This window comes from Flavobacterium petrolei (genome assembly GCF_003314435.2).
In the GTDB taxonomy this organism is placed as follows: Bacteria; Bacteroidota; Bacteroidia; order Flavobacteriales; family Flavobacteriaceae; genus Flavobacterium; species Flavobacterium petrolei.
The window spans coordinates 678,060-699,856 of record NZ_QNVY02000001.1; the positions used below are offsets into that span (position 1 = coordinate 678,060).

23 protein-coding genes and 2 tRNA genes are annotated in these 21,797 nt (G+C 35.1%); 7 read left to right on the forward strand and 18 right to left on the reverse strand.

Annotated features, from left to right (window positions below):
* Positions 1 to 2 precede the first annotated feature (2 nt).
* Together DR871_RS02965 and DR871_RS02970 are read right to left on the reverse strand one after the other, a co-directional pair.
* A complete protein-coding gene (locus tag DR871_RS02965) occupies positions 3 to 467 on the reverse strand; it encodes a 6-pyruvoyl trahydropterin synthase family protein (RefSeq protein WP_113634136.1) in 465 nt (154 codons plus the stop codon).
* A gap of 229 nt (positions 468 to 696) precedes the next feature.
* Entirely contained in the window at positions 697 to 1,464 is a 768-nt protein-coding gene (locus tag DR871_RS02970) for an enoyl-CoA hydratase/isomerase family protein (protein ID WP_113664924.1), read from the reverse strand.
* A gap of 125 nt (positions 1,465 to 1,589) precedes the next feature.
* Between DR871_RS02970 and DR871_RS02975 the strand changes: the two genes are divergently transcribed.
* Together DR871_RS02975 and DR871_RS02980 are read left to right on the forward strand one after the other, a co-directional pair.
* A tRNA-Ala gene (locus DR871_RS02975) sits at positions 1,590 to 1,663 on the forward strand.
* A 53-nt stretch (positions 1,664 to 1,716) separates the two neighbouring features.
* On the forward strand, positions 1,717 to 1,971 hold the full coding sequence (locus tag DR871_RS02980) for a GIY-YIG nuclease family protein (protein ID WP_113664923.1): 255 nt from the start codon (positions 1,717 to 1,719) through the stop codon (positions 1,969 to 1,971).
* A 141-nt stretch (positions 1,972 to 2,112) separates the two neighbouring features.
* On the opposite strand, the gene mtgA is transcribed toward DR871_RS02980, so the two are convergent.
* On the reverse strand, positions 2,113 to 2,859 hold the full coding sequence (mtgA, locus tag DR871_RS02985; RefSeq protein ID WP_113664922.1) for a monofunctional biosynthetic peptidoglycan transglycosylase: 747 nt from the start codon (positions 2,857 to 2,859) through the stop codon (positions 2,113 to 2,115).
* Entirely contained in the window at positions 2,859 to 3,971 is a 1,113-nt protein-coding gene (locus DR871_RS02990) for an NAD(P)/FAD-dependent oxidoreductase (protein WP_113664921.1), read from the reverse strand. The genes mtgA and DR871_RS02990 overlap by 1 nt, the downstream gene beginning before the upstream one ends.
* Before the next feature lie 237 nt (positions 3,972 to 4,208).
* Here DR871_RS02990 and DR871_RS02995 point away from each other — a divergent pair, with 237 nt between their 5' ends.
* Both DR871_RS02995 and DR871_RS03000 read left to right on the forward strand, forming a co-directional pair.
* Positions 4,209 to 6,110 carry a S9 family peptidase gene (locus DR871_RS02995; RefSeq protein WP_113664920.1) on the forward strand — a complete coding sequence of 634 codons (1,902 nt, stop codon included), beginning with the start codon at positions 4,209 to 4,211 and terminating at the stop codon, positions 6,108 to 6,110.
* A gap of 112 nt (positions 6,111 to 6,222) precedes the next feature.
* Complete coding sequence (locus tag DR871_RS03000; protein ID WP_113664919.1) at positions 6,223 to 8,655, forward strand: hybrid sensor histidine kinase/response regulator; 2,433 nt, start codon at positions 6,223 to 6,225, stop codon at positions 8,653 to 8,655.
* Here DR871_RS03000 and DR871_RS03005 read toward each other — a convergent pair.
* From DR871_RS03005 to pdxA, 9 genes are all read right to left on the reverse strand, one after another.
* Positions 8,652 to 9,995, reverse strand: a complete 1,344-nt coding sequence (locus DR871_RS03005) for a sigma-54-dependent transcriptional regulator (protein WP_113664918.1) — start codon at positions 9,993 to 9,995, stop codon at positions 8,652 to 8,654. The two genes, DR871_RS03000 and DR871_RS03005, sit on opposite strands and share 4 nt — an antisense overlap.
* Before the next feature lie 119 nt (positions 9,996 to 10,114).
* Positions 10,115 to 10,405 (reverse strand): hypothetical protein, encoded by a 291-nt coding sequence (locus DR871_RS03010; protein ID WP_113664917.1) that lies wholly within the window; start codon positions 10,403 to 10,405, stop codon positions 10,115 to 10,117.
* A 33-nt stretch (positions 10,406 to 10,438) separates the two neighbouring features.
* Positions 10,439 to 10,735 (reverse strand): hypothetical protein, encoded by a 297-nt coding sequence (locus tag DR871_RS03015; protein WP_113664916.1) that lies wholly within the window; start codon positions 10,733 to 10,735, stop codon positions 10,439 to 10,441.
* Positions 10,736 to 11,000: 265 nt separating this feature from the next.
* Complete coding sequence (accC, locus tag DR871_RS03020) at positions 11,001 to 12,347, reverse strand: acetyl-CoA carboxylase biotin carboxylase subunit (RefSeq protein ID WP_113664915.1); 1,347 nt, start codon at positions 12,345 to 12,347, stop codon at positions 11,001 to 11,003.
* A 98-nt stretch (positions 12,348 to 12,445) separates the two neighbouring features.
* Positions 12,446 to 12,925, reverse strand: coding sequence for an acetyl-CoA carboxylase biotin carboxyl carrier protein (gene accB / locus DR871_RS03025; protein WP_113634146.1), 480 nt, complete (start codon positions 12,923 to 12,925; stop codon positions 12,446 to 12,448).
* Positions 12,926 to 12,948: 23 nt separating this feature from the next.
* Entirely contained in the window at positions 12,949 to 13,947 is a 999-nt protein-coding gene (locus DR871_RS03030) for a beta-ketoacyl-ACP synthase III (RefSeq protein WP_113634147.1), read from the reverse strand.
* A gap of 172 nt (positions 13,948 to 14,119) precedes the next feature.
* Positions 14,120 to 14,314, reverse strand: a complete 195-nt coding sequence (gene rpmF, locus DR871_RS03035) for a 50S ribosomal protein L32 (RefSeq protein WP_007137315.1) — start codon at positions 14,312 to 14,314, stop codon at positions 14,120 to 14,122.
* A gap of 9 nt (positions 14,315 to 14,323) precedes the next feature.
* Positions 14,324 to 14,866, reverse strand: a complete 543-nt coding sequence (locus DR871_RS03040; RefSeq protein WP_113634148.1) for a YceD family protein — start codon at positions 14,864 to 14,866, stop codon at positions 14,324 to 14,326.
* An 85-nt stretch (positions 14,867 to 14,951) separates the two neighbouring features.
* Positions 14,952 to 16,001 (reverse strand): 4-hydroxythreonine-4-phosphate dehydrogenase PdxA, encoded by a 1,050-nt coding sequence (gene pdxA, locus DR871_RS03045; RefSeq protein ID WP_113664914.1) that lies wholly within the window; start codon positions 15,999 to 16,001, stop codon positions 14,952 to 14,954.
* A 58-nt stretch (positions 16,002 to 16,059) separates the two neighbouring features.
* Between pdxA and DR871_RS03050 the strand changes: the two genes are divergently transcribed.
* Positions 16,060 to 16,647 carry a riboflavin synthase gene (locus DR871_RS03050; protein ID WP_113665462.1) on the forward strand — a complete coding sequence of 196 codons (588 nt, stop codon included), beginning with the start codon at positions 16,060 to 16,062 and terminating at the stop codon, positions 16,645 to 16,647.
* A 35-nt stretch (positions 16,648 to 16,682) separates the two neighbouring features.
* Here DR871_RS03050 and DR871_RS03055 read toward each other — a convergent pair whose 3' ends face one another.
* From DR871_RS03055 to mce, 3 genes are all read right to left on the reverse strand, one after another.
* Positions 16,683 to 16,889: a hypothetical protein gene (locus DR871_RS03055; RefSeq protein ID WP_113664913.1), complete on the reverse strand. Its 207-nt coding sequence runs from the start codon at positions 16,887 to 16,889 to the stop codon at positions 16,683 to 16,685.
* A gap of 148 nt (positions 16,890 to 17,037) precedes the next feature.
* Positions 17,038 to 17,111 (reverse strand) — tRNA-Ile (locus tag DR871_RS03060).
* 142 nt (positions 17,112 to 17,253) lie between these two features.
* Positions 17,254 to 17,655, reverse strand: a complete 402-nt coding sequence (gene mce / locus DR871_RS03065) for a methylmalonyl-CoA epimerase (protein ID WP_113664912.1) — start codon at positions 17,653 to 17,655, stop codon at positions 17,254 to 17,256.
* A gap of 218 nt (positions 17,656 to 17,873) precedes the next feature.
* Here mce and DR871_RS03070 point away from each other — a divergent pair, with 218 nt between their 5' ends.
* On the forward strand, positions 17,874 to 19,532 hold the full coding sequence (locus tag DR871_RS03070; RefSeq protein WP_113664911.1) for an Ig-like domain-containing protein: 1,659 nt from the start codon (positions 17,874 to 17,876) through the stop codon (positions 19,530 to 19,532).
* On the opposite strand, the gene DR871_RS03075 is transcribed toward DR871_RS03070, so the two are convergent.
* On the reverse strand, positions 19,529 to 20,299 hold the full coding sequence (locus DR871_RS03075) for an amidohydrolase (RefSeq protein WP_113664910.1): 771 nt from the start codon (positions 20,297 to 20,299) through the stop codon (positions 19,529 to 19,531). The genes DR871_RS03070 and DR871_RS03075 overlap by 4 nt on opposite strands.
* Positions 20,300 to 20,370: 71 nt before the next feature.
* Between DR871_RS03075 and DR871_RS03080 the strand changes: the two genes are divergently transcribed.
* Entirely contained in the window at positions 20,371 to 20,934 is a 564-nt protein-coding gene (locus DR871_RS03080) for a hypothetical protein (protein ID WP_113664909.1), read from the forward strand.
* An 81-nt stretch (positions 20,935 to 21,015) separates the two neighbouring features.
* Here the strand turns inward: DR871_RS03080 and DR871_RS03085 are convergent, their stop codons facing one another.
* The gene (locus tag DR871_RS03085; protein ID WP_113664908.1) at positions 21,016 to 21,762 is read right to left on the reverse strand and encodes a succinate dehydrogenase/fumarate reductase iron-sulfur subunit; all 747 of its coding nucleotides are present in this window, start codon (positions 21,760 to 21,762) and stop codon (positions 21,016 to 21,018) included.
* Positions 21,763 to 21,797 lie beyond the last annotated feature (35 nt).

Genomic DNA, 21,797 nt, shown 5'->3' on the forward strand with positions numbered 1-21,797 from the left:
AGTTACAGTATGGATTTCATATTATCACTGGCAAACCATTCTGCAAAAGAAGATTCGGTTTCCTGTAATTTTAAGGAAAAAAGCGTGATTCCTTGCGGTAATCTATTGATGATTCTTTGAGAAAAATCTACTACCATATTTTCACTCGTTGGCTGGTAATCTACCAAAATAACGTGGTGTCCGCGGGTCATTAATTCATTTGCCAATTCGATATGCGGCGTTGTTCCGTTGAAAACTGTCGCATGGTCAAATTGATCTACAATTTCTTCTTTTACAATTTTCTTTAAATCCGTGAAGTCAATCACCATTCCAAATTTTACATTGGAACGATCCGTAATTGGAGTTCCAATTACTGTTACTGACAATTTATAACTATGTCCGTGAACATTTTTACATTTCCCGTCATACCCGTATAAGGCGTGTCCGGTTTCGAAACTAAATTGTTTTGTAATTCTGATATTGCTCATCGGAGTTTAATTTTGATGCAAATTTAGCAAATTGATATGAGAAATGTGATGTAAATCTTTCCCCTCCCCAAGAGAGAGGGAGATAGTATGGAATTATTTTGCTTATAATCTGAATTTGATAGTTCCCAAATGTTCTAGCCCTGATGGAAACGGCATCCTTTTTATAAGGTGATTTTTCTTCACCTTATAAAAAGATATAGTGAACAGCAGGAAATAGCTCCTGAAAAAATTAATTTTTGAATTGAGACAATGCTTTTCTGGTAAAATCAGACAGCACCAATTTACCCGAAATCGCGGCGCGTTCCAGCAACAATGTATCCCAATGTTGCGTTCCTTCCCACAACACTTTTTTCATTTCCAGTAAAGCTTCGGGATTATAACTGGATAATTTAGCACTGAAATCAGCTATTGCGGCATCCAATTCTTCAATGGTTTCAAAAGTATTGGCGTACAATCCTTTGGCTGCAGCCCAATCAGCGGTTTTCCATTCGTGAGCTGCGAGCGTCATTTCGGCCATTGCTGTCTTTCCAATCTTCTTTGAAACTACGGGTTCTATCACAAAAGGACCAATTCCGATGGCCAATTCTGATAATTTTATGGAAGCATTTTTTGTAGCCAAGGTGTAATCACAAGCGGATGCAATTCCTACGCCGCCGCCAACTGCTTTTCCGTGAACGCGGCCCACAATAAGCTTGGAACACAAACGCATGGCATTGATTAAATGTGCAAATCCAGAGAAAAAATGGGCTCCTGCGGCTTCATCCGAAACGGCCAAAAGTTCATCAAAAGAAGCGCCTGCACAAAAAGCTCCCGAGCCTTCACTTTGAATAACAATCACCGAAACAGCTGGATTTGAACTCAAAACAGCGAACTCATTCGTTAGACGATCTAACAATTCTCTGGGAAAAGAATTGCTCGAAGGATGACCAAATGAAAGGGTTGCGATTTTGTTTTCGATTGTTGTGAATAGCGAACCTGTTGGGTTTTCTGATACCATAGCGGGGATTTTGATGTAAAGTTAAAAAAAGTAAAGTAGGATTTGGCTTTTTTTCAAATAGAATAGATTTGTAATTTGAAATTTGCTTTTTGGAAAATTTATATGTTATATTTGCGAACTCGTTTGGGGGATTAGCTCATTTGGCTAGAGTGCTTGCCTGGCAGGCAAGAGGTGATCGGTTCGAATCCGATATTCTCCACTAATTGATAATCAAGCCTTACAGCAATGTGAGGCTTTTTTATTTTAAAGCCTATGTTTTATACTTATATTATTTTCTCTAAAACTTTAGACAAATATTACACTGGTTCCTGTGAAAATATTGAAAATAGACTTAATGACCATTTAAATAGCAGAAGTGCTTACACAAAAGTGGCTAAAGATTGGATAATGGTTTATTTTGAAAGTTTTGATTCACGCTCATTGGCTGTACAAAGAGAAATGGAAATCAAAAAGAAGAAAAATAGAAAATATATTGAATTTTTAATATCAAAAGAATCATCTGAATAGAGTGTCCCGAAAGCGTTCGGGAAGGTGACCGTTTCGAATCCGGTATTCTCCACAAAACAAAACCGTAAAATCTTTTAACTAAGAGTTTACGGTTTTTTTATTTTTATAAATTTTATAATTGAGATTTAGAATCAAAGACAACTATTTCAAATAATCTATTTTACCAACAGTTCGCATCACGCGCACAATTTTAGCTTTTCGTCTGTTGATATAAGAGGAAGAACTGGTTGCCGAATATTTTCTAGGATTGGGCAAAATCGCTGCAATTCCAGCTGCCTGCATCGGCGTGAGGCTGGAAGCATCTTTTCGGTACCAATGTTCTGCAGCTGCTTGCGCTCCATAAACACCATTTCCCATTTCGATACTATTCAAGTACACTTCCATAATGCGTTCTTTACCCCAAATAACTTCAATCAGAACAGTGAAATAGGCTTCAAGTCCTTTTCTCAAATAACTTCGGCCTTGCCAAAGAAATACATTTTTGGCCGTTTGTTGTGATATGGTACTTCCTCCTTTTATTCTTCGACCTCTTTCATTGCTTTTATACGCTTTTTGCATCGCAACAAAATCAAAACCATTGTGTTTCAGAAACGTTCCATCCTCACTGGCGATTACGGCTTTTTGAAGATTCTCCGAGATATTCTCAATTGGTTCCCAGTCGTGGCTGAAAAAAACTTCTTTTCCAGCGGCTTTATTTTCAATCGCCCGAATCACCATTAAAGGCGTAAACGGAACCGGAACAAATTTAAAAAATACCACAAAAAATAAAGAAAGTCCGAAGAACCATAACAATACTTTAAATAAAAAACGGGTTAGTTTGCTCATAAAAGAGGTCGGTTCTTTTTTAACGGGTTGTCTTGATTTCTTTGGTGTTATTTTCGTTGCCATTATACTAATTCTGCTAATTCTGTTCCAATTAAACTTCCTATTGCCACTCCCATTCCACCCAATCGTACGCCACAATAGACATTATCGGACAGTTGTGAAACGATAGGATTCTTACTATTGCCAATACCCATAATCCCGCTCCAACGGTGTGCAATCTGGAAATCCTGATTCGGCAAAATTACTTCTTTTAATAATTGTTCCAATTTTTTTTGGACAATTTCTGTTTGTCCAAATTCGGTTGTGTTTTCCGTCTCAAAATCCAGGTTTCTTCCTCCGCCCAATAGTATTCTGTCGCCAATATTCCTAAAATAATAATACCCTCGATCTAAGTGAAAAGTCCCTTTTATGTCTAAATTTTTAATAGGTTCCGTGATTAAAACCTGTGCTCTGGCTGGTTTAACAGCTCCATTAGTCAATTCGTTTGCAAAACCATTAGTCGCAAACAATATTTTTTTAGTACTAAAACTGAAATCGCCAAGTGCCACTTCCACTCCATTTCCTTTATCAAAATAAGAGGTGACAATTTGTTGGTTTAGAATTAAAATATTTTTAGAAACTGATTCTTTCAACAAAGCCTGCATCATATTTCCGGTATCAATCTGTGCTTCAAATGGATTAAAAACTAAATATTCCTGTATCCCGCCAAATCCAAAACGATCTACTTCTTTGGCAAAAACATCCGCTTTAAAAAGTGGTCTTAAAATTTCATTGATGAATGGTAATTTCCCGACACACTCACTGTAACAACTTTCATCGTCTTTTAAAAACAACTCATATCCGCCATACGGTTTAAAATCTATCGTGTCATCACCGAGTCTTTTCCGCAACAATTGCAATCCTTTCCACCGTTTTTGGATAAGATGAATCACTTCTTCTTCTGAATGGGATTTTAAATCGTCTATGATTTCTGAAAGACTTCCAAAACACGCAAAACCAGCATTTTTAGTACTTGCGCCTTGCGGCAATATCCCTTTTTCCAGGACTAGAATTTTGCTTTCCGGGAATCTTTCGCGCAAGCGTAATGCAGCGTGCAAGCCCACAATACCGCTTCCTACGATGGCATAATCGACATCCGTAAACCAGTTTTTCAACTCCCAATAGCTCAAATCCATGTTTAAATATTTTTCATAAAATTAATAATTTTTTGGATTTATTCTCAATTTATTTCAGGAGCTAATCCCGCTATCCGTTTCAATCTTTCTAGTCCTGAACTTGTTTCAGGATTCTGAAACAAGTTCAGGACTAGAAAGGATTTCCACTTTTATCGGGGCTAAAAAGCAAGTGTTAAAAACGAAAAAACATCAATTTAAATTAGCTAATTTTAGCATTCGAAAAAATCAATTAATACAATGAAAAAAATACTGTTTATACCCTTATTAATGATGAGTTTAACTGCTATGGCACAAAATGTAATGACCCCGGAACTGCTCTGGAAACTAGGAAGAGTCACTCCTTTAGGTATTTCCAAAGATGGAAAAAATATAGTTTATAAAGTGACCACTCCTTCGGTCCAAGAAAACAAATCCGACTCAAAATTCTACATTTTACCCATAAATGGAGGAAATCCAACTGAAGTAAAAGATACCGCAGCCCTATTAAAAGACAAGAACATTTCTCCAGACGGGAAATATATCGTTTATAATGAAGAAGTAAAAATCGAAAAAGTTCACGGAAAAGATTTTTATCCGGAACTGGAAAAATCAGACGTTCAAATCTATGACGGCTTGAATTACCGCCATTGGGACACTTGGAACGAAGGCAAATACAATCATGTTTTTTACAAAGAAAACAAAGAAGGCGCAGTAGGTATTGAAATTATGAAAGGCGAAAATTTTGACAGTCCACAAAAACCTTTTGGTGGAGACGAGGATTACATTTGGTCGCCAGACAGCAAAAGCATCTTGTATGTCAGCAAGAAAAAAGCAGGAACCGATTATGCTGTTTCTACCAACACCAATATTTTCGAATACAATCTGGAAACAGGAAAAACCGGCAATAGAACCGAGGAAAACCTAGGATATGATACCGCTCCACAATTTTCTCCAACAGGAAATTTAACTTGGTTGCAAATGAAACGCGACGGTTATGAAGCCGATAAAAACGACCTGATGGTGAGTTTCAAAGGAATGAAAATGAACTTAACGGCGAATTGGGACGGAACAGTTGATCATTTCATTTGGAGTACTGACGGGAAAAAAATCTTTTTTGTGGCGCCGATAGACGGAACAAAACAATTGTTTGAAGTTAATTTTCCAGGTCTGACCAAAATAGCAATTATTGTTCGCCAAATCACAACTGGCGATTTTGATGTCAATGATTTAGTTGGTATCTCAGGCGATAACATCATCGTAACGAAAACCGACATGAATCATGCAGCGGAAATTTTTTCATATAATTTAAACAAAAATACTTGGAAACAACTTTCGAATGTCAATACGGCAACCTATAATTCTTTGGCGTTAAGCAAAACCGAAAGGCGATATGTAACGACGACGGATGGCAAAAAAATGTTGGTTTGGGTCGTTCTTCCGCCTAATTTTGATGCCACAAAAAAATACCCAACACTTTTATACTGTCAAGGTGGACCGCAATCTGCATTGACACAGTTTTATTCCTACCGATGGAATCTACAGTTGATGGCTGCCAACGGCTATATTGTTGTGGCTCCAAACCGACGCGGAATGCCGGGTCACGGTGTAGAATGGAATGAGCAAATCAGCAAAGACTGGGGCGGACAAGTGATTGACGATTATCTATCAGCGATTGATGACGTAGCGAAGGAAAATTATGTTGATGCCAGCCGTTTAGGATGCGTTGGCGCCAGTTATGGCGGATATTCTGTTTTCTATTTAGCTGGAATTCACAACAACCGATTCAAAACGTTCATTGCCCACGATGGCGTTTTTAATACCCAAAGCATGTTTGGAACTACTGAGGAAGTTTTCTTTAGCAACTGGGATTTTGGTGGTGCATATTGGGAGAAAGACAATGTTGTAGCTCAAAAAGCCTACACGACTTTTAATCCAATGACTTTAGTAGAAAAATGGAACAAACCTATTTTAATTATTCAGGGCGGAAAAGATTTTCGTGTACCAATTGGACAAGGTCAAGAAGCGTTCCAAGCAGCACAATTACGTGGCATAAAAAGTAGATTCTTGTATTTTCCAGAAGAAAACCACTGGGTGTTGAAACCACAAAATGCTCAGGTCTGGCAAGGTGAATTTTTTAAATGGCTAAAAGAGACGTTGTAGATTAGAATTATTGACAAATGAAACCTCACTTTTCCGTGAGGTTTTTTTGTTGATGCCAAAATATTTTGAATATCTTAACTTTAAAGCCTTTTCTAATTTTTATCTTTGAAAAATGGATAACAAAAAAAGCTACATTCCGATAAAAGTTTTCTTAAGCTACCTAGTTTTAGTGCTGCTTTTTGGAAGCGTAGGTTGGTTTCTATATTCCGAAAACAAGAGTTTTTCTTCAACTGAAAGAAGTTTTACCGAGAAAAACGGGTCTATTTTGAAAGTAAGCAATGTATTGTCCAATTTATACAAAACAGAAAGTCTGGCCAGAATCGCTATTCAGTCGGAATCCGAAAAAGATTTCAAAGATTATGTTTCAAAGACTACAGCGCTGAAAGTTGACATTGATTCCTTGAAAGCGGCGGTTTCTACTCCATATCAAATCACATTACTGGACAGTGTACAGGTTTTATTATCCAAAAAAATTCAGAACATTCAGCAATTAAAAGCAATAAAAAACAAAACCGAAGATGAAATTGCAGTCAGTAGTGCCATCTCTGATTTGACAAAAATGGAATCTTCAATGCGGAAACTTCAATTGGAGGATTTTGCTAAAAACCCCTCGATGATGGGTGATTATGAGCGCAATGTACTCAAGAAATATGTTGCCTATCTCAATCAAAACATCCCTGATGACAGCACCAATACGTTAAGTAAAAAGGCCTCTGATTCTATTTTATCGGTTTCAAAAATGTTGCTGAATGAAGTACAAAAAGAGACCGCAAATAAGAAAAAACTATTGAGTTTTGAGGAAAATAAATTGCTTCAAAACGAACTTTCAATCTCGGACCAATTGAGAAAAGTTCTTGGAATTATAGAACGGGAAATTATTCTTAACACTACCAAAAGCTATTTAGGAAGAGAGAAATCTTTAAAAAAAACCAATCAAATTGTTACTACCGCAGCGATAATTGGGTTACTGCTGACATTATTTTTTCTAATTTTAATACTAAATGATTTTTCTAAGACACAATCATACAAGAAACAATTAGAGGCTGCTAATCTTAAGGCTAAAAAACTACTAACAAGCAGAGAGCAACTTATTTCAACGGTAAGCCATGATTTAAAAACGCCATTAAGTACTATTATTGGGTATACTGAACTGCTTGGAAATTCAGATTTAAACACCAAACAATTGCACTTTACCAAGAACATCAAGGGTTCCTCCGACTATATTTCAAAACTGGTTCAGGACTTATTGGATTTCACGCAAATCGAAGCTGGAAAAATTTCCATTGAAAAAATTGCATTCTCTTTGCCCGATATTATTACTGAAGTAAGCAACAGCATTCAATCCGTTTACAATCAAAAACCGATACAACTCATCATTGAAATTGATCCTAAACTACACCAAAAAATAATTGGAGATCCGTTTCGCTTAAGACAAATATTATCTAATATTATTGGGAATGCTTTCAAATTTACCGAAGAAGGATTTATAAAAATTGAAGCTAACGTTCATTCAGAAACCGATACAATGATCATACTAATCGAAGATTCCGGTATTGGAATTGCAGATAAGAACCAACAATTAATTTTCGAAGAATTTACACAAGCTGATGAAAAAATAGAAAAAAAATATGGTGGAACAGGTTTGGGCCTTACGATTTCTAAAAAAATGGTTGCTATTTTAGGCGGTGAATTGCATTTGAAAAGTAAATTGGGTACTGGAAGTATTTTTGAAATCCAAATTCCGTTAATTTTTGATACGCAATTATCTCGTAGTGAAACAGGAATCGGAATCTCAAAAAAACAATACACCGCGATTATTATTGATGACGATCAAAATTTATTGCAATTGACCACAGAGGTTTTGCGGCAGCAGCAGTATCTTGTTTTCCCCTTTGACAAGGCACAGGATGCACTTTCGTGGATAAAAAACAACGATTTCGACTTTATCATTACTGATATTCAGATGCCAGTTATGGATGGTTTTTCATTTTTGAAAGAATTACAAAACAAAACCATCTCTAATTATGAAAATCAACCTATCATCGCTGTAACCGGAAGAAATGACATCGATTTAGAACACTACCAAAATTCTGGATTTACAACTGTTATCAGGAAACCTTATACTCCAAAAACTGTTTTGGCAACCATCAAAGCTATTCTAGATAACAGTGAAATTCCTGCTGTTTTACCTGTGATGAGTCATCCCAAAAACACAACAAAAACATATACATTGAAACCGCTAAAATTATTCTTATCTGATGACAAAGATGCTTTGAAAGAAATTTTAGAATCGTTTATGACGAATACAATAGAAAGTTTAAATGAATTAGAACAAGCTGCGACTGAAAGCAATTTTGAGGAAATAAAAAATATCGCCCATAAAATGAATCCAATGTTTAAACAAATAGAAGCAATGGATATTAGTACAATTTTAGACCAATTGGAACTTGAGGATCTTTCCTCGGATGAAATTAAAAAAGCTGTTTCCGATTTAAAAAGTAAAATAACAGCTCTTTTTGTACATCTGGAAAAGGAAAAAAATTAATTAATATTGTACAATTTTAATTTATTATACAATGTTTTCCTGTTGATTTTAAGCAATTTAGCCGCTTCTGTTTTATTGTTATTTGTTTTATTTAAAGCTTCCATAATAGTTTCTTTTTCATTTTCTGATAAAGAAAAATCAGTAGTTACTTTCTCTTCATTTTGAAAAAATTCAGCCGGAAGCGCCGCTTTTTCAACAAAATCCCCTTGTGTTAAAAGTATTGCCCTTTTAATACAGTTTTGAAGTTCCCTAAGATTTCCAGGCCATCTATAATTTTGAAAAATAGTCATCACTTCAGATGAAAATCCGAGGACATTTTTATTTAGCTCCTGATTTGATTTTTCCAGAAAAAAATCTGAAAAAAGCATTAAATCTTCATTTCTTTCTGTTAATGAAGGCGAATGGATGGAGAATTCATTGATCCTGTGATACAAATCTTCGCGAAAATCACCTCTTTTTACTGCTTCTCGCAAATCTTCATTTGTTGCGGTAATAATTCTGATATCAACGTTGATTTCTTTATTACTGCCTACGGGTTTAATTTTTCTTTCCTGCAAAGCACGTAACAGTTGGATTTGGTTTTCATAAGAAAGATTTCCTATTTCGTCCAAGAAAATAGTTCCGCCATTTGCTGCTTCAAAAAAACCGATTTTATCCTGAATTGCACCGGTAAAAGATCCTTTTACATGTCCAAAAAATTCACTCGCAGCCAACTCTTTTGGAATGGAACCGCAATCAACCGCAATGAAATTAGTGTTTTTTCTAGAACTATTTTCATGAATACTTTTGGCAATTACTTCTTTTCCAGTTCCGCTTTCGCCGATAATTAAAACCGACATATTTGTTGGACTCACCAGTTGGATGTACTCAGCAAGTTTTTGGGAAGCTTTAGAAATTCCCTGAACAAAATTATTTTCTGCTTTTTTTGTTGCTTGCTTTACACTTTTAGAAATTGAAGCAACATTATTCAATTCTTTACTATCTGAATGCAAAGCATTATTGATAACCAAAAGTACTTCTTCTGGATTGAAAGGCTTGGAGATATAATCTGCTGCGCCATTTTTTATCGCTTTTACAGCAGTGCTCACATCCGAATATCCAGTCATTAATAACACTGGAACAGCAGGATGTATAGCTTTTATTTCAGTCATAAGAAGGATTCCATCATAATCAGGAAGTCTTAAATCTGTGATAATCAGATCAAATTCACTGTTTTTTAGTTTAGATTTCGCTTCCGCAGCTGAAAATGCTGTCGTTACCTCAAAGGATTTTTTTATCAGAAATTTTTCTAATAATTTACAAAAAGCCACATCATCTTCAATCAATAAAATTTTGGTCATTACATTTTAACTTTAATGCTAAAATAAAGTTATTTAAGTTGTATTCTCATAATTTTTTGCAAAAAAAAAGAGAGACTGTGAAAACAATCTCTCTTTTTAAAAATAAAAATTTCCCTAAATTATTTATTTATCCAGTTTCCAGCTGCATCCGCATAAACAGTAGCTTTTTGGTCTTTAACTGTGATTTCTAGTTTATATTCTTTTTTTGCATTGATGTATGCTTTTCCGAGAACTGCTCCCGGATAGGCTGTTTCTAGCGCTTTTTTGACAGCATCAGGAACTTTTTCAACTTCAATATATCCTTCTTGAAGAACAGAAGATTGATTTTGTACCTGCACTGTTGGAACTTCCCCCGCATAACTTGATAAACTTCCTAAAACGATTGCTGCTGATAAGAGTAACTTTTTCATACTATTTTATTTTAATTGCTATTATTTAATCTTTTATTTTTGAATCCATTTTCCGGTTTCATCTGCAAACAGATTTCCTTTTTTATCTCCAAGAGTTATATCTAATTTGTACTCCTTTTTTGCATTGATGTATGCTTTGTCTAAAATCGCACTAGGATAAGTAGCCTTCAACGCCTCAGTAATTGCAACTGGAACTTCTTCAAGTTTCACTTCGGTATATTCTTCTTGAACCGTTACTGTTTTTGTGACATCATTGGTATTTGGAACTGAAGCTGCGTAAGTTGATAAACTTCCTAAAACAATTGCTGCGGATAAAATTAATTTTTTCATGATATGTGTTTTTTAAATTATTTATTTGTTATTGTTGTTTAGTATAATAGAATAATCATACCATTCTTCAAACGTTACACAAAACAGCTCTAAACCCTTTAAAAACAACGTTTTTTAAAATTTAATAATTTTTTTGTTTGGGAAAAGTGGGTAATCAACTGAGTAACGTGTATAATTTTTACACAAAAACAGATCGCATTTGAAACTATTTTAAACAAAAAAACCTTGCATCACTGCAAGGTTTTTTAACGTAATTGTATAATTTCTATTCTGGATCGTTCATTTTGAAAGTATCCATAAATGCAGTTGTATAATCTCCCGCAATGTAACGAGGATCATCCATTAACTGTCTGTGAAAAGGAATAGTCGTTTTTATACCTTCGATAACAAATTCATCTAAGGCTCTTCTCATCTTACTAATTGCCTCTTCACGAGATTGTGCCGTTGTAATCAACTTCGCAATCATTGAATCATAATTTGGCGGAATAGTATAACCAGAATACACATGCGTATCTAAACGAACACCGTGTCCTCCAGGCATATGCAACGTAGTGATTTTCCCTGGTGAAGGACGAAAATCATTATAAGGATCTTCCGCGTTGATACGACATTCAATAGCGTGTAATTGAGGTAAATAATTTCTACCTGAAATCGCAACTCCAGCTGCAACAAGAATTTGCTCACGAATTAAATCATAATCAATAACCTGTTCCGTAATAGGATGCTCCACTTGTATACGCGTATTCATTTCCATGAAGTAGAAATTGCGGTGTTTATCCACTAAAAATTCTACCGTTCCGGCTCCTTCATACTTAATATATTCTGCCGCTTTAACCGCTGCTTCTCCCATTTTCTGACGCAATTCGTCAGTCATAAAAGGAGATGGAGTTTCTTCCGTTAATTTCTGATGACGTCTTTGCACGGAGCAGTCTCTTTCAGAAAGATGACATGCTTTACCGTAGGCATCACCCACAACTTGAATTTCGATATGACGAGGCTCTTCGATTAATTTCTCCAGATACATTCCGTCATTTCCAAAAGCTGCAGCAGATTCCTGACGAGCACCTTCCCAAGCTTTTAATAATTCATCTTCTTTCCAAACCGCACGCATTCCTTTTCCACCACCACCAGCAGTTGCTTTTAGCATTACTGGAAAACCAAAATCTCTCGATAATTGTAGGGCTTGATCATACGATTCTAAAATCCCTACTGAACCAGGAACACAAGGGACGCCTGCTTCAATCATAGTCGATTTAGCGGAAGCTTTGTCTCCCATTCGATCAATCATTTCAGGAGATGCTCCAATGAATTTGATACCATGTTCTTGACAAATTTTAGAAAATTTAGAATTTTCAGAAAGAAATCCGTATCCTGGATGTATTGCATCTGCATTTGTAATCTCTGCAGCAGCAATTATATTCGACATCTTCAAATAGGACAAGTTGCTTGGAGGTGGTCCTATACAAACCGCTTCATCAGCAAACTTAACGTGTAAACTTTCGGCATCAGCAGTAGAATAAACAGCTACTGTTTTGATACCCATTTCCTTGCATGTTCTAATTACGCGTAACGCAATTTCTCCTCTATTTGCAATTAATATTTTTTTAAACATCTTTTTTTGAAATTTTAAATGTTGAATTTTAAATTAAAAATTATTTCAAATAACGAAAACTCATCATTCAAAATTTATAATTTATAATTTATAATTTCTTATGATGGATCTACTAAGAATAAAGGTTGGTCAAATTCAACAGGTGACATATCGTCAACCAATATTTTTACAATTTTACCAGAAATTTCAGATTCAATTTCATTAAATAATTTCATGGCTTCGATTACACAAAGTACGTCACCTTTCGAAATTGTTTTACCTACTTCAACAAACATTGGTTTATCCGGAGATGGTTTTCTATAAAAAGTTCCAATGATTGGTGATTTTATAGTGATATAATGAGCGTTTTCTACTACAGGAACTTCTGGAGCAGCTGCTACTGGCGCAATTTGCTGAGGAACTGCCGCTTGCTGAAGTGGTGCTTGAGCAGGCATTTGCTGAACATACGTGGTTTCTGTTACATTTCCTTCCAAAGTCGTTCTGATAGTGATTTTTACATCATCCATCTCCAACTTAACCTCTGCAACTCCTGAATTTGCTACAAACTTGATAAGATTTTGAATTTCTTTTAAATCCATAATTATTTGTTTTTAGTTTAAATTTATTTTTTGTCGTACGCCCATTTTAGATAAATAGAACCCCATGTGAATCCTCCACCAAAAGCGGCTAAAATTATCGTGTCTCCTTTTTTGAATAAATGTTCAAAATCGCTAAGTACTAGTGGTAAAGTAGCAGAAGTGGTATTTCCATATTTTTCGATATTCATCAGCACTTTAGAATCTTCTAGATTCATTCTATTTGCTGTTGCATCGATGATACGTTTATTGGCTTGATGAGGAACTAACCAATCTACATCTTCATTTGTCAAATTATTTCTTTTCAAAATTAATTCGCTTGAATCAGCCATATTTGTCACAGCATATTTAAACACTGTTTTCCCATCTTGTATAATATTATGCCTTTTTTCTTTTATTGTATCAATAGAAGTTGGATGAAGTGAACCTCCAGCATCAATTTTTAAAAAATCCCTGCCAATTCCGTCACTGCGCAAGTATTCGTCTTGCAATCCTAATCCTTCATAATTAGGTTCGAATAATACTGCACCAGCGCCATCACCAAAAATAATACAAGTTGATCTATCAGTATAATCAACAATAGAGGACATCTTATCAGCACCAATTAAAAGTACTTTTTTATATCTACCGGATTGTATGTAAGCAGCTGCGGTTGACATTCCAAATAAGAAACTGGAACAAGCAGCCTGCAAATCATAAGAAAAAGCATTAGTTGCTCCAATTTGAGTAGCAACATATACACCTGTAGCAGCAACTGGCATATCCGGTGTAGCGGTTGCCATAATCAACAAATCTATTTCCAGCGGATCGATATTAGCCTTGGCTAATAAATCTTGTGCCGCTTTTATGGCCAAAAAAGAAGTTCCTTTTTCATCATCTTTTAGGATTCTTCTTTCTTTTATTCCTGTACGAGAGGTGATCCACTCGTCATTGGTATCTACCATAGCTTCAAGAGCTTTGTTCGTTAGTACAAAGTCTGGAACATAGGCTCCAACAGCGGTAATTGCGGCTGTAATTGTATTCATCGTATGCGTTTATTTCTAGCCAAATGTTGCCATTTGAAAATTTTTTAAAAGACTCGAAATTTACAAAAAAAATTCCACTCTGATTGATTTGGAACTTCTTATTTAATTAAAATTATAGACAACAAAAAAACTCTCACGATGTGAGAGTTCGAATATCATTTACAAAAATGTATTAAGCAACAGCTACAGATTTATCTATAACAACTTGCCCTCTGTAGTACATTTTACCTTCATGCCAGTAAGCTCTGTGGTATAAGTGTGCTTCTCCAGTGATAGGACAAGTAGCGATTTGTGCTACAGTAGCTTTGTAATGTGTTCTTCTTTTATCTCTTCTTGTTTTGGAGATTTTTCTCTTAGGATGCGCCATTTTACTATATTATTTATCCGTTAATAGTTGCTTTAATTTGTCCCATCGCGGGTCAATATTTTCTTCTTCTTTATTTTCTTCTTTTATTTCTTTTACTGCAAGTTCATTCAGCTTAGTCAAAGCTTCCGTTTGTAAACTTCCGTCTTTTATGCCTGGATGAACACGTCTTAGAGGCACTGACAACACAATCATTTCATAAATATATTGTGCAATATCTATTTCAAATTCTCCGTGAGGTAAAATTAACAATTCCTCATTGTCATTATTAAATTCTTCACCAAAACGAACGATTAATTTCATCTTGCCTTTGATTGGCATATCAAAATCTTCGCTGGTAAGATCACAAGGTACATTTACAACGCCTTTATGCTTAAAACTCAACTCTAACAGCGTACTTTTCTTCTCTAAAACTACATTTACTTTGATATTTGAATTTTGATATTCATTATAATCAAAGATTTCAAAGAACGCATTACTGATTTGATACTCAAAATGATGTTTCCCTAGCTTTAATCCTATAAAAGGAATTAAATATTCTTTTGTGTTCTTCATTTCAACAACAATTTGCCCCTAAACTTCGGGAGTGCAAAGATATAAAATTATTGCAAAACTAATAATGTTATTCACTTTTTTTTGTTCACAACTGCTTTTCTTTTGTTTTCAATGGTTTCTCACTGATTTCGGCATATTGATTTCTTGAGTGATAAATGTCTAAAGCCAAATATACCGCCTCTTTAAAAGAGTTGAAATCCGCTATTCCCTTTCCTGCTATGTCGTAAGCAGTACCATGATCCGGCGAAGTTCTTATCTTATTTAAACCCGCAGTATAATTCACTCCTTTACCAAAAGACAATGTTTTAAAAGGAATCAGCCCTTGATCGTGATAAGTAGCTATAACAGCATCGTATTTCTCGTATTGGTTACTGCCAAAAAAACCATCCGCAGCAAAGGGCCCAAAAACCAAAGTTCCTTTGTCAAATATTTTTTTTAATGCAGGTTTCAGTATCAAGTCATCCTCACTACCAATAACTCCACCGTCACCACAATGTGGGTTCAATCCCAAAACTGCAATTTTAGGTTTATTTATGCTGAAATCTTGAATCAAAGACTGTTTTATGGTTTCAATTTTTTTCTTGATTAGCTCCTCCGTAAGATGAGATGCCACTTCACTTAAAGGAATATGATCCGTCAACAATCCTACTCTTAAATTATCCTGAACCATCAACATAACTGCATTCCCTTCTAATTCCTGATCTAAATAATCCGTATGCCCCGGAAACTTAAACTCCTCAGACTGGATATTATATTTATTTATAGGCGCCGTTACCAACACATCAACCAAGCCTTCTTTCAAAGCTTTAGTTGCAGCAACAAATGATTTTATCGCGTATTCTCCGGCTTTTGAATCATTTACACCCAGATTCAAATCCACACTTTCTCTCCAAAGATTCAAAACATTAATTTTCCCAGGGACAATTTGATCGAGTTTATCAATACCATGAAGCAAAGAAGTCGATTGAAAACTTTTTTTTACAAAAGACAACAACTTAACATTCGCAAAGATAACAGGAGTACACAACTCTAACATACGAGAATCCTCGAATGTTTTTAAAACAACCTCGCTTCCAATACCGTTTAAATCTCCAATAGAAATTCCTACGATTATATTTTCTGCTTTTTTCATCATGACATACCGTTATTTATTGCTAATTTTGAAGTGCAAATTTAGTAAAATAAAACAAGAAATGTTTACAGGAATCATAGAAACCCTTGGCACCATCCAAGAAATAAAAAAAGAGAACACTAACGTGCACATCACGATGAATTCATCGATTACCGGCGAACTTCAAATAGACCAAAGCGTTGCTCATAACGGAATATGCCTTACGGTTGTTGCCCTAAATGACACTTTTTACACAGTAACAGCGATAGACGAAACCATAAAAAAAACAAACCTATCCGACTGGAAAATTGGCGACAGCGTCAATCTGGAAAGAGCTATGAAACTAGGCGACCGACTTGACGGACACATCGTACAAGGACATGTGGACCAAATAGGCACCTGCATCACCGCCGAAGAAACTGACGGAAGCTGGCTTTACACTTTTGAATATGATGAAAACCTAAACAACATCACCATAGAAAAAGGATCCGTCACAGTAAATGGAGTTAGTTTGACAGTTGTAGACTCAAAAAAAAATCAGTTTAGTGTAGCTATTATCCCTTACACCCATGAACACACCAATTTCAACACTTTTGAAGTAGGCACAAGAATAAATCTGGAATTTGATGTCATAGGAAAATATGTTTCCCGATTGTACGCAAACAAATAAAAACTATATTCTCCGTTAAAAAATAAAAACCCCAATTAAATTGGGGTTTTTGTTTTTAATCCATTACTGTAAATGATATAAATTCCGAATAACAAAGCTATTATCATTACCATATATATATTTTCATCTAAAGACAAAGCAGGAGGAGGAGGAGGAGCAGGAGGAGGAGGAGGACCTCCCTTAGCAATTATGCTAAAAAAAAAGAGAATAAAACACAACGCATTTTTCTGAACTATTTTCATAATATCAAATATAAAAATCTATTTTTAAAAAACAAATCATCTTCAATCCTAATTCAACTAATGAGTGTCTCTTTTATAAAAGTACAATACAAACTAGTTCAAATAAAAATTTTATAAATAAAAAACCGCACTAAATTAGTGCGGTTTGTGGTCCCACCTGGGCTCGAACCAGGGACCACCTGATTATGAGTCAGGTGCTCTAACCAGCTGAGCTATAGGACCGGTTTAGAGTGTGCAATATTACCACTATTTTTCATTTGCTCCAAATATTTTTGACTTAGATTTGAATATAGTTCAATTATTAGCTTTATTAAAACAGAAACCAGCTGAATATTAGATTACTACCCATTTACCCATAATAAAATTATTTTATTTCCTGGCACAATTCAATCAAAACACCATTAGTGCTTTTTGGATGCAAAAATGCAACTAACTTATTATCAGCTCCTTTTTTTGGAGTTTCATTCAAGATTACAAATCCTTCGTTTTTCAAACGCGCTATTTCTGAAACAATATCTTCCACATCAAAAGCAATATGATGAATTCCCTCTCCCTTTTTTTCCAGAAACTTAGCAATTGGACTTTTTGGGTTAGTTGCCGCAAGAAGTTCAATCTTATTGGGTCCATTCAAAAAAAAAGAAGTTGTTACTCCTTCACTTTCTACCGCTTCAAATTTATATGCCGGAGCGCCAAAAAGTTTTTCGAAAACTAAATTCGATACTTCCAGGTCTTTAACAGCGATCCCTATGTGTTCTATTTTTCTCATTATATATGTTTTGAAAGCAACGCTACTTTGGTTTGAAAATTCAAATATCGCTACTAATTAATATTGTACTACTTACTGATGTAAAATTAAACATTAAAAATAAAAAAAGTAAGCAATTTAAAAAGTAAGGGGAATTAAATCACTCATAATAATTCATTAAAAAATTTCGATTGCATGAATTATAATTGTTATTTTGTAAATTCTAATTATGATTTGATATGTTGAAAAACAATTTAAAATATACCTTCTTTCTATTGCTTTTAATTACTGTTGGATGTGCAAAAAGAGGATCCATTACTGGCGGTTTGAAAGATACCATCGCCCCTGTTTTAAAGGCAAGTTTTCCGGAAAATTTTAGCAAAAACTTCAAAGGAAACGAAATCAAACTAGTTTTTGACGAGAACATTAAACTCAAAAATCTCAACAAACAGTTGATTATTTCACCCCCAATGAAAAACGAACCGTTGATTTTACCTACAACGGCAAGCAAAACGATTACAATAAAAATCAAAGACACGCTTCAACCCAACACAACCTACAGCTTTAATTTTGGCCAAAGCATCGCTGATAATAATGAAGGAAATCCATTCAATCAATTTAAATATGTGTTTTCTACGGGCAATTATATTGACTCTTTAAGCCTTGGAGGAACAGTAAAAAGCGCCTATGACAAAGAAGTTGAGTCATTCGTTTCAGTTATGCTTTATGACGTGAACGACACTTTTAAAGATTCAATAGTATATAATGAGAGCCCAAGATATGTAACAAACACATTAGATAGCTTGAAGACTTTTAGTTTTGAGAATTTAAAAGCCGGAAAATATCTACTTGTAGCCATGAAAGACTACAATAGCAATAACAAATACAATCCAAAAACAGACAAAATTGGGTTTAGCACAGACTTTATTACTATTCCGAATGATACGCTTTACGAGTTAGAATTATTCAAGGAGTCGCTTCCTTTCAAAACTTTTAAACCAAGCCAAGCATCTGGAAACAGACTGTTCGTGGGATACGAAGGCAATGTGAATTCAGCAGCTGCAAGTCCAAAAATAGTACTAAAAACCAACAATGACATCTTGTCTACGATTATTACTAAATTCCCAAAAAAGGATTCGTTACAAGTCTGGTACAAACCCATCAAAGTTGATTCGCTGAATTTGGCTGTAGCCAAAGACAAATACGAAGCGAACTTCAATTTTAAAATCAAAGACCAGAAAAAAGATACATTAAAGATTTCAGCAATCCAAACAGGCAACCTGAAATTCCGAGAGCGCTTTGCACTAGAAAGTTCGACTCCAATAATTCGCGTTGAAAATTCGAAAATAAGTGTGATCAACAATTCAAAAACCGCAGTGGTTTTTACATCAGAATACGATGAGTTTAATCAAAAATTGTATTTTGACTTCAAAAAGGAACCTTCGGAAAATTATACTTTTAAACTCTTACCCGGAGCGCTGACTGATTTTTTTGAACAAACAAATGACACTTTAACGTATAAATTAAGCACTAAGAGTACTGCTGAGTACGGGAATCTCACTGTGTCATTAGAAAACATCAAACAATTTCCTGTTATTGTTGAACTCACTAATACAAAAGGCGATGTTTTGACCACTGAATACACTGATAAAAACACCACCGTAGACTTTAATTTAATTGAACCTGCACTTTATACCTTGCGCGCTATTTATGACACCAACAAAAACAAGGAGTGGGATCCCGGAAATTATTTAGAAAAGCGTCAGGCAGAAGAAGTGATTTATTTTTCCAAAGAAATTGATGTTCGTGCTAATTGGGATGTAAATCAAATTTTTGATTTGAGCATTCCCTACACTCCAGAACCTAAAAAGACAACCGATACGAAAAATCAGAATTAGCTATTTTTTATTTCAAAACAATCTCTGTCGTTCAAAAAACCTAATTTTTGTCTGGTTTCCAGCATTTTTTCTTGGTCTAGCTGTACTGTAAAACAGCCTTCAGATTCTTCTGGTTTCAGAACATAATTCCCTAGAAAATCGACTGCTTGCGAGTGCCCAATGTACTCATAACCATTTGCATCAGCACCGATTCTGTTAACGCCAATGGCATAACTCATGTTTTCTATCGCTCGGGCTTTTAATAAAGCATCCCAAGCATTAGTTCTTATTTTTGGCCAACTTGCCACATAAATCAACAAGTCATAATCCTCACTATTTCTGGAAAAAGCAGGAAATCTCAAATCATAACAAATCAACGGACAAATTTTCCAACCCAAATAGTCTACAACTATTTTTTGATTCCCACTCGTATAAACTTTGTCCTCACCAGCCAAAGTGAATAAATGCCTTTTATCATAAAACTGAATTGCTCCGGAAGGAAACACAAATACTAATCTGTTGTAAAAATTTCCATTTTCTACAATAACTAAACTTCCTGTAATGGCGCATTTTCTAGCTTTCGCCAACACTTTAAGCCAAGTGATCGTTTTGCCTTCCACGGTTTCAGCCACGTGTTCGGGATTCATTGTAAAGCCGCTAGTAAACATTTCCGGTAAAACAATTAAATCAACATTTTCAGTAATTGAATTGATTCTTGCTTCAAAGTAATTGCGATTTGACTTTGGGTTTTCCCAAATTAAAGGAGCTTGGATCAGGGTGACTTGCATGATTTTATTTTTTATAAAAATAAGAAATATCACAATACCAGAAGTTCATTATATTAGCAAAAAACAATTTTATGAAAAAGATACTTCTTGTATGCGCACTGTTATGCTCTATTTTAATTTTTGGACAAGAGAAATCAGGAGCAAAACAATTTTGGGAAAACCTGCAAAAACAATGCGGAAAATCCTTTGAAGGAGAAGTCAAAGAAGGCGCTGCCAATGACACTTTTCGGGATAAAAAACTAGTAATGCACGTTCGCAACTGTGACGAAAATACGATTCGGATTCCATTTTTTGTAGGAGAGGACAAATCAAGAACTTGGGTATTAACATACAAAAATGACCGAATCCAATTGAAACACGATCACCGCCACGAAGACGGCTCCGAAGATAAGGTGACACAATACGGCGGAACAGCATCTAATTCTGGTTCAGCAACGCTTCAGTTTTTTCCAGCAGATCAACAAACCTGTAATTTACTTCCAAATGCTTCCGCAAATGTCTGGTGGATTACTTTAGACGAAACTTCTTTTACCTATAACTTAAGACGCATCGGTTCTGACCGACTGTTTACCGTAAAATTTGACTTGACAAAAACAGTAACAACACCTTCCGCACCTTGGGGCTGGAAAGATTAATTTAAGATTGATTATTTTGCACAAAAAAAACGCATTCAACTTTGACATTGAATGCGTTTTTTAATTATATACTTTGAATTTTTATCCTTTTAAACTTGCAGATAAATATTCTCTATTCATTCTGGCAATATTTTCAAGAGAAATTCCTTTTGGACATTCTACTTCACAAGCCCCAGTATTGGTACAGTTACCAAAACCTTCAGCATCCATTTGAGCAACCATGTTCAATACACGATCAGCAGCTTCTACTTTTCCTTGCGGTAATAAAGCGTATTGTGAGACCTTTGCAGACACAAAAAGCATTGCAGAAGAGTTTTTACAAGATGCTACACAAGCACCACAACCAATACAAGTTGCAGCATCAAAAGCTCTATCAGCATCATGTTTAGGAATAGGAATTGCGTTAGCATCAGTAGGTTTCCCTGAAGTATTGATGGATACAAATCCACCCGCGTGCTGGATTCTATCAAAAGCGCTTCTATCAACTACTAAATCCTTAATTACTGGAAAAGCCTTTGCTCTAAAAGGCTCAATGTAGATTGTATCACCATCTTTAAACATCCTCATGTGCAATTGACAAGTAGGAACCCCTCTATCTGGTCCATGTGCTTCTCCGTTGATGTACAAGGAACATGAACCACAAATTCCTTCGCGACAATCATGATCAAAAGACACAGGCAAATCTCCTTTATTTATTAAACCTTCGTTTAGAACGTCTAACATTTCAAGAAAAGACATATCCTCTTCAATTCCATCTAATGGATATTCAACGATTTCTCCTTTTGCTTTGGCGTTTTTCTGACGCCATATTTTTAATGTAAGTTTCATATTTTCTTTAGTTTGAAAGTCGCACTATAAAAAGT

Bases quoted from the DNA above. Each gene is read 5' to 3' on its own strand.
- DR871_RS02965 (WP_113634136.1), bottom strand. From the start codon at position 467: ATGAGCAATATCAGAATTACAAAACAATTTAGTTTCGAAACCGGACAC.
- DR871_RS02970 (WP_113664924.1), bottom strand. From the start codon at position 1,464: ATGGTATCAGAAAACCCAACAGGTTCGCTATTCACAACAATCGAAAAC.
- DR871_RS02980 (WP_113664923.1), top strand. From the start codon at position 1,717: ATGTTTTATACTTATATTATTTTCTCTAAAACTTTAGACAAATATTAC.
- mtgA (WP_113664922.1), bottom strand. From the start codon at position 2,859: ATGGCAACGAAAATAACACCAAAGAAATCAAGACAACCCGTTAAAAAA.
- DR871_RS02990 (WP_113664921.1), bottom strand. From the start codon at position 3,971: ATGGATTTGAGCTATTGGGAGTTGAAAAACTGGTTTACGGATGTCGAT.
- DR871_RS02995 (WP_113664920.1), top strand. From the start codon at position 4,209: ATGAAAAAAATACTGTTTATACCCTTATTAATGATGAGTTTAACTGCT.
- DR871_RS03000 (WP_113664919.1), top strand. From the start codon at position 6,223: ATGGATAACAAAAAAAGCTACATTCCGATAAAAGTTTTCTTAAGCTAC.
- DR871_RS03005 (WP_113664918.1), bottom strand. From the start codon at position 9,995: ATGACCAAAATTTTATTGATTGAAGATGATGTGGCTTTTTGTAAATTA.
- DR871_RS03010 (WP_113664917.1), bottom strand. From the start codon at position 10,405: ATGAAAAAGTTACTCTTATCAGCAGCAATCGTTTTAGGAAGTTTATCA.
- DR871_RS03015 (WP_113664916.1), bottom strand. From the start codon at position 10,735: ATGAAAAAATTAATTTTATCCGCAGCAATTGTTTTAGGAAGTTTATCA.
- accC (WP_113664915.1), bottom strand. From the start codon at position 12,347: ATGTTTAAAAAAATATTAATTGCAAATAGAGGAGAAATTGCGTTACGC.
- accB (WP_113634146.1), bottom strand. From the start codon at position 12,925: ATGGATTTAAAAGAAATTCAAAATCTTATCAAGTTTGTAGCAAATTCA.
- DR871_RS03030 (WP_113634147.1), bottom strand. From the start codon at position 13,947: ATGAATACAATTACAGCCGCAATTACCGCTGTTGGAGCCTATGTTCCA.
- rpmF (WP_007137315.1), bottom strand. From the start codon at position 14,314: ATGGCGCATCCTAAGAGAAAAATCTCCAAAACAAGAAGAGATAAAAGA.
- DR871_RS03040 (WP_113634148.1), bottom strand. From the start codon at position 14,866: ATGAAGAACACAAAAGAATATTTAATTCCTTTTATAGGATTAAAGCTA.
- pdxA (WP_113664914.1), bottom strand. From the start codon at position 16,001: ATGATGAAAAAAGCAGAAAATATAATCGTAGGAATTTCTATTGGAGAT.
- DR871_RS03050 (WP_113665462.1), top strand. From the start codon at position 16,060: ATGTTTACAGGAATCATAGAAACCCTTGGCACCATCCAAGAAATAAAA.
- DR871_RS03055 (WP_113664913.1), bottom strand. From the start codon at position 16,889: ATGAAAATAGTTCAGAAAAATGCGTTGTGTTTTATTCTCTTTTTTTTT.
- mce (WP_113664912.1), bottom strand. From the start codon at position 17,655: ATGAGAAAAATAGAACACATAGGGATCGCTGTTAAAGACCTGGAAGTA.
- DR871_RS03070 (WP_113664911.1), top strand. From the start codon at position 17,874: ATGTTGAAAAACAATTTAAAATATACCTTCTTTCTATTGCTTTTAATT.
- DR871_RS03075 (WP_113664910.1), bottom strand. From the start codon at position 20,299: ATGCAAGTCACCCTGATCCAAGCTCCTTTAATTTGGGAAAACCCAAAG.
- DR871_RS03080 (WP_113664909.1), top strand. From the start codon at position 20,371: ATGAAAAAGATACTTCTTGTATGCGCACTGTTATGCTCTATTTTAATT.
- DR871_RS03085 (WP_113664908.1), bottom strand. From the start codon at position 21,762: ATGAAACTTACATTAAAAATATGGCGTCAGAAAAACGCCAAAGCAAAA.